Source organism: Acinetobacter sp. BIGb0196, assembly GCF_011759595.1.
Taxonomy (GTDB): Bacteria; Pseudomonadota; Gammaproteobacteria; order Pseudomonadales; family Moraxellaceae; genus Acinetobacter; species Acinetobacter guillouiae.
The window spans coordinates 695,062-708,123 of record NZ_JAAOZA010000002.1; the positions used below are offsets into that span (position 1 = coordinate 695,062).

Consider the following 13,062-nt stretch of genomic DNA (forward strand, 5'->3'; position numbering starts at 1 on the left):
ATTTATGGAATGGATTCCTATGTCTATCACAACTATGGAAAGTAGTACGATTCAGGCAATTCCTGAAAATCAACGTCACGGTAACGCACGCGATCTATTTACGATTTGGTTTGGCTCAAACATTATGTTATTGACTATGTTTACGGGCTCATTGGCAGTTACAGTTTTTAATCTGAGTTTCTTTTCCGCCTTAATGGCATTGGTTTTAGGCAATCTTGTTGGTGCGATTTTTGTCGCACTGCATTCTGCGCAAGGCCCACAACTTGCAGTGCCGCAAATGATTCAGACACGCGGGCAATTTGGTTTCTATGGGGCTTTGCTTGTTGTTGGCGTCGTGGTGATTATGTACTTGGGTTTTTATGCATCCAATCTGGTGGTTGGTGGTGAAGCGCTACATACAATTTATCAGCCGATTTCCAAGGTACAAGGCATTACGATTATTGCGATTGGGAGTCTGATTGCAGTTATTTTTGGTTATAAACTTATTCATAAATACACCCAAATCCTTGCGGTACTTTCAGGTTTAATGCTGCTTGCTGCTTTTATTCGTGTATTTAGTTCGCAATACTTCCCCCAAGATTTCTTTCAGCTGGGAACGTTTTCAAGCATTGGCTTTATGGGAACCTTATCCATTGCCGCATTATGGCAGTTGGCTTATGCCCCGTATGTATCAGATTATTCCCGCTATTTGCCTAAAGCGACTGGGGCAAAAACTGCATTTTGGGCAAGCTATTGGGGCTGTTCACTGGGTTCACTGATTTCAATGATCTTGGGCTTAACCGTTGCTCGTGCCTATAGTGGTGACTTTATTCAAGGCTTAATTCACTTAACCGGCTCCGGTCTATTCAGTACCGCTTTGATTATCGTCTTTTCTCTCGGGATTGCTGCTACAAACTCGATGAATTTGTACTGTGGTACTTTATCGAGCATCACTATTCTACAAACGATTTTTCACCGTTGGTCACCGCGAGTGCTTGCCAGAACCATAGTGGCATTAAGCTTATTTAGTGTGGCGATGTTCTTATCTGTTTCAAGTTCGGAAAGCTTTGTCGAGAGTTATGTCAATTTTATTCTCTTGCTCATGTGTGTATTGATTCCATGGACAGCGATTAACCTCATCGATTATTACTTTATCCATCATACTGAATATGATGTGCCATCTTTCTTTAAACAGGATGGTGGGATTTATGGTTACTTCAATTGGCCTGCATTAATCTGTTATGTGATTGGGATTTTGATTCAGATTCCATTTTTATCTACACCGCTGTATGTTGGTCCGCTTGCTAAATTATTGGGTGAAGTGGATATCTCATGGGCGGTTGGTTTACTGGTGGTTAGCCCGCTGTATTATGTCGTGGCGAAGTTATATAAACGCACATTACCTGAAATAGACAATCAACAATTACAGCAACATCGTTATGATTATATCATTGTTGGGGCGGGTTCGGCGGGGAGTGTGATTGCCAATCGATTAAGTGAAAACCCAAATACCCGTGTCTGTTTGATTGAAGCAGGCGCTGCTGATAATTCGCCACGCATTCAGATTCCAGCAGGAACGATCACGTTATATAAGAGTAAAACATACAGCTGGAATTTCTTTTCTACGCCGCAGAAACGTTTGAATAATCGTCAAATTCACGCCCCACGTGGCAAAATGGTGGGTGGTTCAAGTTCAATGAACAGTATGATTTATATTCGCGGGAATGCCTCTGATTATGATAATTGGGAAGCGAAAGGTTGTGCTGGATGGGGCTGGAAAGAGGTTTTACCCTTCTTTAAACGCTCTGAAAAAAATGTCATTCAGCAAGACTTGGCTTTTCATGGTGTTGATGGCGAGTTGTTTGTTGATCATCCGAAAGATCCGAACCCACTATCTAAACTCTTTATCCAAGCTGCTGCTTTGCTCAATCTAAAAGAGAATCAAGATTTTAATGCTGCATCAAGCGAAGGTGTGGGGATATATGATGTGACTCAACGTGATGGTCAGCGTCTATCCAGCTTTAAAGCATTCGTTCAGCCGATATTGGCACGCTCAAACCTTACGGTGGTGACTGAATGCGAAGTTGAGCGTATTCATCATAGTGAGGGTCAAGTGCACTCGATTCATGTGCAACGACAAGGACAAAATTTTGATATCAGAATCAATAAAGAGTTAATCCTCTCTGCTGGTGCTTTTATTTCGCCGTTATTGTTGATGAAATCTGGTATTGGTCCGAAATCCGAGCTGGAACAGGCAGGTATTGAATGCAAGCTTGATTTACCTGGGGTCGGTAAAAACTTGCAAGAGCATATTGATGGTTTGGTGACGGTTAGAACAAATAGTTCAAAAACACTGGGTTTTTCTGTTGGGGCTTTGGCATCTATACTGCCCGCGCCATTCCAATATGCGCTTAAAAGAAAAGGCTGGTTGACCACCAACTATGTAGAAGCAGGGGGCTTTGCAAAAACACCACTGGCAACAGATTTACCAGATGTGCAATTCCACTTTGTTCCTGGGTATCGGAGCCATCGTGGTCGCCTGTTTGAATGGGGACATGGCTATGCAATCCACATCTGTGTTTTAAGACCAAAGAGCATTGGTGAAATACGTGTGAATGCCCAAAAGCAGATCGAGATTGATTATAACTTCCTTGAAAAAGAACACGATATGCACGTGCTGATCGAAGGAATTAAACTGGCACAGCGTATTTTAAAGCAAGATGTATTTAAGGCGTTCAATGGTCAAGAAATCTTACCCGGACCTGATGTTAAAACCGATGCAGATTATCAAGCTTATGTTCGTGAATATGCTGCAACCGTATTTCATCCCGTGGGAACATGTAAGATGGGGATTGATGCAATGAGTGTGGTCGATCCAAAGCTTAAGGTCGTTGGTTTTAATAATCTGCGTATCGCTGATGCATCCATTATGCCTGATCTTGTTTCAGGCAATACCAATGCGCCATGTATTATGATTGGCGAACGTGCCGCAGATTTTATCCTTCAACAGCAATAATCCACTGGGTAAATTTCCGTTGATTGTTTTAGTTGAGTAGTCTATTGATTATCAAACCGTGCTCAATCTTGATTGTTGGGCGCGGTTTTATACTGTTTGGGAGGGGGATGCTATGACTCATCAAGCAGGAGAATATTATCTTGCTAGCGATGATTTGGTATTTACTCGTTCAATAAGAAGAATCAAAGTTTTTAAGCTATTCAGTTCGGTCGTGTCACCAGATTGCGGTATAGTCTTGGTTGTTTTGAGCTAAAACCGTTGACTAAGATCTCAGTCGATCTTTTGAGTATTGATGCTTCGTTGTTATTGAATGATAAAGCAATCCATTTGATTAGAACGTGCAGTTATCAGAAAAATAATTCAACTGAGCTTATTTTAAGGGAGATAAATGACTTAAAAATCTGGTGGGTTGTGTGGGGTTCGAACCCACGACCAATAGATTAAGAGTCTACTGCTCTACCAACTGAGCTAACAACCCTGAACTTGTTTAAAACATGATTAAACCAGAACAAAAGATGAAGCAAAATTTCGAGAATGGCGAAGCATCTAATAAAGATGTTTGGTCTTGGTCGGAACGTTTGCAGGTTTCGTTTCTATTGTAGTACTTTAACTGTACAGAAAGAAGCCTTAAGAAAGAATGGTGGGTCGTCCGCGATTCGAACGCGGGACCAACGGATTAAAAGTCCGCTGCTCTACCAGCTGAGCTAACGACCCTGAGCGAGATGTGTAAAGCACGTTGCTTTACCCGATATCAGTGAAAATCGAGAATTTTCTATCGGTATCTATTTACAGGTTGAAACATGAAGATGGTGGGTCGTCCGCGATTCGAACGCGGGACCAACGGATTAAAAGTCCGCTGCTCTACCAGCTGAGCTAACGACCCTGAGCAAGGATGTATAAAGCGATGCTTTACACGATATTTGTGAAAATTGAGAATTTTCTATCGCTATCCATTTACAGGTCAAAACAATTAAGTGGTGGGTCGTCCGCGATTCGAACGCGGGACCAACGGATTAAAAGTCCGCTGCTCTACCAGCTGAGCTAACGACCCTGAACCTTCATCCAAGCTAGGCTTGAATGTGTAGTGCAAGAAAACTAAAAAGTTTTTAAACACCACTTTGTTTTGATGGAGCGTATTTTAGCAAGATATTGATAGAGCGCAAGTAAAAATTAAGAAAGTTTGCAACGTTCGGTTATAAATAACACAAAATGGACTAAAAAAGCCCTGAAATCAGGGCTTTTAGCTTTAGAAGCGGTATTTATAAGCTTCAATATTGGCAAAAACTTCCGCAGTGACATCGCAATAGGCATTGGCACTTGGCAGTAAAACCAATAAACGATCAGAGGTTTTTTCAGGATTAAAGGCTTGTTCCTTTAATTTATTTTTCTGATATTTAAATGTACCCGTCGTTTCTACAATTTGTTGGATACGTAAAAATACCGGAACAGCATAGGCTGGCAAGTTCTTTTTAAACTCGACTGCAAGTTGGCTTAGATCTTGTTCAGTCAGTTCTTCCCCATCATGCAAAGTAATGGCAGCCATACCTGCTCGACCATTGGTATTTGGAATTTCAACGCCGTAAACCACAGCTTCTGTGATTTTAGGGTATTCACTACAAATATTTTCAACTTCAGTTGTTGAAACATTTTCACCTTTCCAGCGGAAAGTATCACCAAGGCGATCAACAAATTGCGCGTGTCGGAAACCAATATCACGAACCAAATCACCAGTAATAAAGTAAGAATCGCCTTTTTTAAAGACATCTTTCATGATCACTGACTTGTTCTTTTCCGGGTCTGTATAGCCATCAAAAGGGGAACGCTTGGTGATTTTACCAATCAATAAGCCCACTTCACCTTTTTTGACCTTTTGACATGCACCATGACTGTCACGGATTGCTTCATTTTTTTCTTTATCGAACTGGACGATGGCATAAGGTGTAGGTGAGAAGCCAACAGTATTGTTAAAATTAAAAACATTACTGAAGCCTACATTTCCTTCACTAGAGGCATAAAGTTCTAAAATTTCTTCGATACCAAAGCGTTCTTTAAACTTGCCCCAAATATTTGGACGCATACCATTACCGATCATTTTGGTGACACGGTGCGTATGATCAAGTTCTGAAGCAGGTGCATCCATAAGGTAGCGGCAAAGTTCACCGACATAACCAATGGCTGACGCATTAAACTTTTTGACATCAGACCAGAATGCAGAGGTAGAGAATTTACGACGGATTGCCAAGGCTGAACCACCTGCAATAGCACCACACCAGCACACCACCATACCTGTTGCATGGTAAAGCGGTAAAGTGCAGTACATCACATCATCTTCACCTAAGTTTAAGACATGACCATATGTTCCATATGCCAAGGTCCAACGACTGTTGGTAAAGACCACAGCTTTAGGTAAACCCGTTGTGCCAGAGGTATAGATATAAAACAAGCCATCTTTCCCTTTGACACTTTGTGTGGTCGAAGGATTGAATTTTGGAAATTGTTGAATTTTTTCAGCGAGATTGATAAAGCCTTGAGGTGCTGTACCCGGGTCTTGCGTTGTATTTTGATCTGCAAACCAATGGATGCGGTCTTGAGCAATGTTTAAGTCTTGACGAATCTCATCTACAGCAGCACGGCATTCTTCACCGACGATCACCGCAACAGGATTGACCAAATTGATACTATGCGTCAGGACTTTACCTGTCTGTGAGGTATTGACTAAAGCTGTTGTTACGCCAATTTTTGCCAGTGCAATCACGGTCGCAATCAGCTCAGGACGATTTTCGATCATCACGGTGATCGCATCGCCTTTTTTTATACCAATAGAAAGATAAAAGTGTGCAATTTGATTGGCCCAGTTATTCAGTTCTTTATAACTATAGCGTTGATCTTCAAATAATAACGCATCACCATAAGGATTGCGTTTTACAGCACGTTCAAAAGCAAGACCTAGCCCAGCAGGCGTATTGGGTGTTCTGATATAAGCTTGTTTAAGTCCAGTCAGGATGTTGGGAAGCTTATTGATGAGCTGTGGTAAGCGCTCTGCGACATCAGTAAATCCGATGAGATCGGCCTGTGTTGTTTGACTCATATCAATCCTATTTATTTTTCGTAATCCAATACAATTTTTAGAGTGTCATTGACTCACATTACATTTGTCTTTTTAATCGTATAAGACTAGTGCAATCAACCTAATCTGACAAATGTCCTGATAATCTCTTCAAAATAGCAAAAAAACCTAGCCATCGAAATGACTAGGTTCTCTTTAATCGCTACATTTTAAGCAAATTTTTACACATTACTCATCCGCTGGCGGTGTCGCTTTTTTTGGCGGGCGACCACGAGGGCGACGAGGGCGGGCAGGTTTTTCATCTGTTGCCACATTGTCTGCCTTTTGTGCATCTTCATCTACGCCAGCTTCAGCAGTCGTATCTAAAGCAAGCGATTGTTGTGGCTTTTTCGCCTTTTCAGTTGCAACAACTGCTTTCTCAACTGACTTAGCAGGGGCTGCTTTAACCACTTGAACTTCCGCAGGCGCTGTTTCAACTGCCGTTTCTACAGGTGTTTCAGCTTGCACTTCTTCTGCTTGAGTAACCACAGGTGCGGCTTCAACTGGACTTGCTTGAGTCTCAGTTTTCACTTCTTCTGGTTGTTGCTCAAGTTCAGCTTGATGCTCTTGCTTTGCTTGTACAGCCGCTTGTTTTGCTAAACGGCGACGTTCACGCGGATCATTCGCTACACGGCGATCATTCTCAGGCTTCGGTGGCGTTAAGTCTAAAACATCAGCAGGTTGTGCTTCTGGCGCTGCTTTAGAGATAGCAACATCACGTGTTACAGGCTGCTTGCTTTGTACATCGGTCTTTTCTACCACGGTTAAGGTCGCTGAATATTCTTCAGTGAATTTAACTAACGCGCGATTGAATGTTGGAATTAATCCAAACTGTTCAATCAATACCGCACAGTCATCACCATAGACATGACGAATCAAAGTTCCCACTGTGTACTGATTTAATGTCGGTACTTGAGATGGTGCGATTTTAGGCGTTGCCGCTTTTGCTTGAGCAGCGTCACGTTGTTGACGGCGTTTTTGGCGCGGGTCATTGCTGGCACGTTGCACAGGCTGTTCTGCTTGAACCTCTGCTGCTGCAGGTGTTTTTGCTTCAGTCGTTACAGCCTGACTTTCTACAGCCGGTGCAGTAGCTGGTTGAGCGTCTACGCGAGGGGCTTTAGCAACAGTTTCAGCTTTTTCATTGCGATCATGACGCTTCGGCTTGTTGCTTGCTGGCGCAGCAACTTGTTGCGGGTTTAATGCCACAATTTCACTTTGAGCTTGATCAAGGTTAACCACTAAAGCTGTTTCAAGTGCTGCATGCTTCGGGGTGTCAATGAGTTCAACCTTAGGTTGTTTCTCTTGAGGTTGATTATGCTCTACAGGCGCATTGTTGTTTGGCGCTTGTTGTTGCTCATCATTAAACACGCTGCTATCGCGATGACGATTTGGGCGGTTTGGACGTTGCTGATGGTTACGATCACGACGTGGAACAGCTTGTTCAGCATGATTCGTTTCAGCATTTTGATCATGCTGTTGACGTGGCTGCTTTTGCTGACGACGTTGATCACGTTGTTCCTGACGCTGTTCTTGGCGTTGCTCTTGACGAGGCACCTGAACCACTTCTTCAATCACTTGATGTTGATCAGTGTTTTGTTCACGTGACTCTTTGTGCTTGTTGCGGTTTTTGTTTTTATTGTTGTTGTTACGCGGAGCTCGTTCTTCTTTCTCGCCTTGTTTTTCATATTCACGCGGTTCTTGTTTTTGAACAGGTGCATGTGAAAGATAAGCATTGGTTTCAGCAACAACTTGAGCTTCAATTGCAGCTGGCGCGCTATTGCTATTCACTTGGCCAAATTGACCACGGCTTACAGCACCACCGTTAATCATTTGTTCAATGGCCGCAGCTGCATTGTTTGCAGTACGTGATTGGTCAACAGTTGCTGCTTGTTTTTGTACAAACAGATTTTCTAACCAAGCACATGGGCTTGAAGCTGGTTGAGCGACTTGTGCTTGAACCGCTTGCTGAGCTTTTTGAGCTTGAGCAGGTTGTTGCTTTCTGTTTTGCTTATTGTTTTGTGCTTGAGCTGGCGTAGCATTATGTTGCGTTTGCTCTTCTTCTAAATGCCATTCAGATGACTCATAGCCCAATTCTTTTTCGCTTGAACGGGTAGCTTCAGTACGTTCATAGCTAGTTGGCGCAAAACCTTCTGGGTTATATGAGATTTCGTAATGTGGCGTTTCTAAATGTGGATGTGGCAGTACAGTAACACGCACATTTGACGTTTGTTCTAAGTAAACCAGACTGTGACGCTTTTCATTCAATAAGAATGCTGCAATTTCAACAGGCACTTCAACTTGAACTTCACCTTGACGTTCACGTAATGCAATCTCTTCAACTTTACGCATAATTGAAAGAGAAAGAGAACGTAGATCACGTACCATACCTGTGCCATGACAGCGAGGGCATACATAACCTGTAGCTTCTTCAAGAGATGGGCGTAAGCGTTGACGGCTCATTTCCATTAAACCAAAACGTGACAATTGACCGAACTGAATACGGGCACGATCACTTTGCGTCGCTTCACGAAGTTTAGCTTCAACCATACGTTGGTTGCGTTCTTTGGTCATATCAATAAAGTCGATCACCACCAAACCACCAATATCACGTAAACGTAATTGGCGAGCAATTTCTTCAGCTGCTTCTAAGTTGGTGCTGAGCGCAGTTTCTTCTACATCATGTCCGCGTGTTGATTTCGCCGAGTTGATGTCGATTGAAACCAGTGCTTCAGTTTGGTCGATTACAATTGAACCGCCTGAAGGAAGTTTAACTTCACGTTCATAAGCTGTTTGAATTTGACTTTCAATACCAAAATGCGCGAATAACGGTTCATTTAACGTATAGGTTTTTAACTTATCCAATTGATTTGGCATTACCGCTTTAACAAAGTTATAGGCTTCGTTATAGGCTTGCTCTGAGTCAATTAAAATTTCTGCAACATCATCACGTAAATAGTCACGGATAGCACGCGTCACCACACCAGCTTCTTGATGAACAAGCATTGGTGATGGACCAGAGTTTGCTGTACCTTGGATTTGTGCCCATAGGTCTAACAAATGTTGAAGATCAAGTTGCAGTTCTTCTTGTGAACGGCCAATCCCTGCTGTACGAACGATTACGCTCATACCACGTGGAGTATTTAATGACGCCAACATTTCTTTAAGTTCTTCACGAACTGAACCCGAAATTTGACGACTAATACCACCACCTTTGGGGTTGTTCGGCATCAAGACTAAATAGCGACCAGCGAGCGAAATATAAGTTGAAAGTGCAGCGCCTTTGTTGCCACGCTCTTCTTTTTCAACTTGAACCAAAAGTTCAGTGCCTTCAGTGATGAGTTCACGAATATTTGATGTTTGGCGAGGGTCTGCCTTGTAGTAGGTATTGGCAATTTCGCGCATCGACAAGAAACCTTGACGACCCGCACCATACTCTACAAATACAGCTTCTAAAGAAGGCTCTACGCGAGTGACATGGCCTTTATAGATATTGGCTTTCTTTTGTTCACGTGTACGGTTTTCTAAATCGAAATCGTAAAGACGGTGACCAGTGATGAGTGCAACGCGAACTTCTTCGGCATGTGTTGCATTAATCAACATACGTTTCATGGGTGTAACACCTAATAGTGATTCACACCAACAACTCGCTATCTTTTTTAAGTGAAGCGAACATCTAAAATATTGGATCAATGCTCAAATCACGGATACATCCAATATGATCTGAGTAATTTACCCACTTGTTTTGAGCAAGGTTGGGTTTGATGCCTGTATTGATGCTGCAATACTTCTTTAATCTTTGCACGATTAAAGTTTTGAGCTCTTCACTGGCACTTAAGTGGTGCATTGGATGACTGATTTGATTCGTCTTTCACTATCACATTGCTCGAAGAGCATCTCAACTTTTGTGAGAGCGTCTTGATACGGAATTATCATCGTACCTTTACAAATTGTGCAGTTCCAATGCCTCAAACACTTATGTCCTGAATAACACTCTACAGCGACTTGCCTGATGTGTATCAGTTTATGTTTAAAAACCAACGTCTGGGTTGGCGACATATATTTTTAAACAAACTGATTTCTGTACTTTAAGTACAATTAAACGCAACAGTTTGTCTTTTTGCCGATATAATAAAGCCTTCGGCGTCGGCATATTCTTTTGGGACCTTTCCGCATCTGTCGTGAATTTTATCGTTTGTGTCACGCTTTCATTTTTAAAAAAGGGTGGCACTAAATTTCACTTACGGTGGTATCCGTGCGCTGACTATAGCAAACCTTGAATCATCTGCCTATGGGCTATATGCTTATTTTGTATGAAAAGCATAGTCTAAATGATCAGTTTTTAATCAAATTTTAGTTTTTTATTGGATCACCTAACTGTATGAATTCTACGCAACAATGGCAAAATGTAACTTGGTTTGAAGTAGACGAGCATCAAGAAGGCCAGCGCATCGATAATTTCTTATTTACTCGCCTGAAAGGTGTGCCGAAAAGCCGTATTTATCGTTTAATTCGTGAAGGTCAAGTGCGCGTCAATAAAAAGCGTATAAAAGCAGAAACTAAGCTGGCGATTGGCGATCAAATCCGTGTTGCACCTATTCGCTTTGAGCAAAAAGACGAAACTGATGCACCTGTATCCGATAAGGTTGCACAAAGCTTACTCAGCCGTGTGGTGTATGAGGATGAAGGTTTATTGGTGGTCAACAAGCCGTCTGGAATTGCCGTACATGGTGGAAGCGGTGTGGCATATGGCTTAATTGAAGGCTTACGCGCGGCAACAGGTAAAAAATATTTGGAGTTGATTCATCGTATTGACCGCGATACTTCGGGTCTGGTGATGGTGAGTAAAAAACGCAGCACATTGAAGGCGCTACAAGATATGTTGCGTGAGCATAAAATTAAAAAAACCTATGCTGCGATTGTTAAAGGTCAAGTGAGTTTAGATCAACAGTTGATTAATCAACCTTTATTGCGCTATGAACTGTCCAATGGTGAACGTCGTGTACGTGTCTCAGAAGAAGGTAAAGAATCTAAGACACAATGGAAAGTTGCCGAGCGCTTTATGCATGCAACACTGGTCTATGCTTCTCCACTGTCAGGCCGAACCCATCAAATTCGTGTGCATGGTTTAAGTATTGGTCATCCTTTGGTGGGCGATGATAAGTATGGTCATGAAACAGAGTATCGTGGACCCAAAGCTCGTCGATTGAGCCTACATGCAATGCGACTTGAAATTCCTGGTTATCCTGTGATCGAAGCGCCTTTACCTGAAGATATGCAAAGCTTGGTTGCACAATTAAGAGCACAAAAGAAAGATTGATTCGATCTTGCTGCTCATTTTATCTTTTACACACAGGGAACTTGTTTTATGAAAAGTTCCCTTTGTGTTTAAAAATGCGTTAGCTTGTCATGTAAAGTGCATAAGATCTAAATATTAGTCATGCATAAACCGAGCAAATATTGGAAATAATTCATGCAAAAACCTGTAGAACTTATCATTTTTGATTGGGATGGCACTTTATTTGATTCAGTTGGGCAAATTGTGGCGAGTTTATTGGTTGCTGCAAAAACCTTTGACCAACCGTTAACAGCTGATGCTGCGAAAAGTATTATTGGTTTAGGTTTACCTGAAGTTGCTCAAGTGTTATTTCCACAAGTCCCTGAGTTACACACTGAAATTTTGAAATGCTATGGCGATCATTATGTTGAGCATTCCAAAGATGATTTGTGGTTCGCTGGTGTCTCTGAAATGTTGCATGATTTAAAAAATCAAAATATCAAATTGGCAGTTGCAACAGGGAAAAGCCGTCGTGGTTTAGATCGTGTTTTGGCTCAGACCCAGAGTCAGGATTTATTTGAGATCACCCGTGCAGCGAGCGAAACCAAATCCAAACCAGATCCATTGATGTTGGCTGAAATTTTAGATTACACTGGAATTTCGGCGGAGCAAGCCATTATGGTGGGTGATACATCTTATGACTTAGAAATGGCACAGAATATTGCCATGCCACGTGTTGGGGTGAGTTATGGGGTACATGCGATTGATGTATTACAGCGTTTTAATCCGCTGACGATCGCGGATAACATCGATCATTTACATCAGTTTTTAACTCAACAGCTTAAGGCTAGTGAAGTTGCTTAGATGCTTTTTTTACGCTGTTTGCAGATTGCTCTCAGCGTAAACTTAGATAAAACCAAAGAGATATAATAAGAAAATTGACCATGAGCCGTTCTATTCGATTACTCACTTTATTACAACTTTTACGTGAACAGCGTTATCCCATTACCGCGCAATGCTTAGCAGAACATTTGGAGATTAGTGTCCGAAGTATTTATCGGGATATTGAAAGTTTACGTGACCAAGGTGTCAATATTGAGGGCAGTGTGGGCTTAGGATTTCAGCTGAAAGAAAACTTTTTACTGCCTCCGATGAGTTTGGATGAAACGGAAGTCGAAGCAGTGTTCTTGGCATTGCATTGGTTAAGGTCAGTGCCAGATCCAGCATTAAAAAATGCTGCACATTCAGTTTTGGCCAAACTCAATGCGGTATTGCCCAAGAATAAACAAGAACTGATTGATGAAACCATGCTTCGGTCTATCAACCATTGGCTTGTGGTTGATGAAAAAATTGTCGAACAAGTACGTCTAGCAATTCGTTATCAGGTCAAGATTGAAGTGCATTATTTAGATGAAAAACAAAATATCTCTAGCCGTATGCTTTGGCCTTTTGTCTTAGGGTATTTCAATGACAAAATGTTGTTGGCTGCATGGTGTGAATTACGTGAGGATTTTCGAAATTTTCGTTTAGATCGGATTCAAAAATTAACTGTGACCGAAATCATTTACCCAGAGTTTAAGCGCCATCTTTTTCAGGCATGGTGGCAAAAAGAGCTGCAAAAAAAATCCATGCTGAAAAGCTCCTGACAAAAACTGACACAGCCGCCCTTTATATTCAATACACCAC

Annotated in this window: 6 protein-coding genes and 4 tRNA genes; 4 read left to right on the top strand and 6 right to left on the bottom strand. The window is 41.9% G+C overall.

The window, feature by feature from the left end:
• The first annotated feature begins 19 nt into the window (after window positions 1-19).
• Window positions 20-2,995 (top strand): cytosine permease, encoded by a 2,976-nt coding sequence (locus tag FHR28_RS16050; RefSeq protein WP_166783059.1) that lies wholly within the window; start codon window positions 20-22, stop codon window positions 2,993-2,995.
• A 402-nt stretch (window positions 2,996-3,397) separates the two neighbouring features.
• Here the strand turns inward: FHR28_RS16050 and FHR28_RS16055 are convergent.
• From FHR28_RS16055 to FHR28_RS16080, 6 genes are all read right to left on the bottom strand, one after another.
• Window positions 3,398-3,473: transfer RNA gene (locus tag FHR28_RS16055), tRNA-Lys, on the bottom strand.
• A gap of 160 nt (window positions 3,474-3,633) precedes the next feature.
• Window positions 3,634-3,709 (bottom strand) — tRNA-Lys (locus tag FHR28_RS16060).
• Window positions 3,710-3,802: 93 nt separating this feature from the next.
• Window positions 3,803-3,878 (bottom strand) — tRNA-Lys (locus FHR28_RS16065).
• Between the two features lie 92 nt (window positions 3,879-3,970).
• Window positions 3,971-4,046: transfer RNA gene (locus FHR28_RS16070), tRNA-Lys, on the bottom strand.
• 195 nt (window positions 4,047-4,241) lie between these two features.
• A complete protein-coding gene (locus FHR28_RS16075) occupies window positions 4,242-6,083 on the bottom strand; it encodes a long-chain-acyl-CoA synthetase (protein ID WP_151956656.1) in 1,842 nt (613 codons plus the stop codon).
• 207 nt (window positions 6,084-6,290) lie between these two features.
• Window positions 6,291-9,710 (bottom strand): Rne/Rng family ribonuclease, encoded by a 3,420-nt coding sequence (locus FHR28_RS16080; RefSeq protein WP_166783060.1) that lies wholly within the window; start codon window positions 9,708-9,710, stop codon window positions 6,291-6,293.
• A 769-nt stretch (window positions 9,711-10,479) separates the two neighbouring features.
• Between FHR28_RS16080 and FHR28_RS16085 the strand changes: the two genes are divergently transcribed.
• The 3 genes from FHR28_RS16085 to FHR28_RS16095 all read left to right on the top strand — a co-directional run bounded on the left by FHR28_RS16085 (window position 10,480) and on the right by FHR28_RS16095 (window position 13,022).
• Window positions 10,480-11,418, top strand: a complete 939-nt coding sequence (locus tag FHR28_RS16085; protein ID WP_004718156.1) for an RluA family pseudouridine synthase — start codon at window positions 10,480-10,482, stop codon at window positions 11,416-11,418.
• A 153-nt stretch (window positions 11,419-11,571) separates the two neighbouring features.
• On the top strand, window positions 11,572-12,240 hold the full coding sequence (locus tag FHR28_RS16090; protein ID WP_056516818.1) for an HAD-IA family hydrolase: 669 nt from the start codon (window positions 11,572-11,574) through the stop codon (window positions 12,238-12,240).
• 80 nt (window positions 12,241-12,320) lie between these two features.
• A complete protein-coding gene (locus FHR28_RS16095; RefSeq protein WP_166783061.1) occupies window positions 12,321-13,022 on the top strand; it encodes a helix-turn-helix transcriptional regulator in 702 nt (233 codons plus the stop codon).
• Window positions 13,023-13,062: the final 40 nt, after the last annotated feature.

What these genes read in the sequence shown, in the direction of transcription:
- FHR28_RS16050 (WP_166783059.1), top strand. Translation starts at nt 20, where the DNA reads ATGTCTATCACAACTATGGAAAGTAGTACGATTCAGGCAATTCCTGAA.
- FHR28_RS16075 (WP_151956656.1), bottom strand. Translation starts at nt 6,083, where the DNA reads ATGAGTCAAACAACACAGGCCGATCTCATCGGATTTACTGATGTCGCA.
- FHR28_RS16080 (WP_166783060.1), bottom strand. Translation starts at nt 9,710, where the DNA reads ATGAAACGTATGTTGATTAATGCAACACATGCCGAAGAAGTTCGCGTT.
- FHR28_RS16085 (WP_004718156.1), top strand. Translation starts at nt 10,480, where the DNA reads ATGAATTCTACGCAACAATGGCAAAATGTAACTTGGTTTGAAGTAGAC.
- FHR28_RS16090 (WP_056516818.1), top strand. Translation starts at nt 11,572, where the DNA reads ATGCAAAAACCTGTAGAACTTATCATTTTTGATTGGGATGGCACTTTA.
- FHR28_RS16095 (WP_166783061.1), top strand. Translation starts at nt 12,321, where the DNA reads ATGAGCCGTTCTATTCGATTACTCACTTTATTACAACTTTTACGTGAA.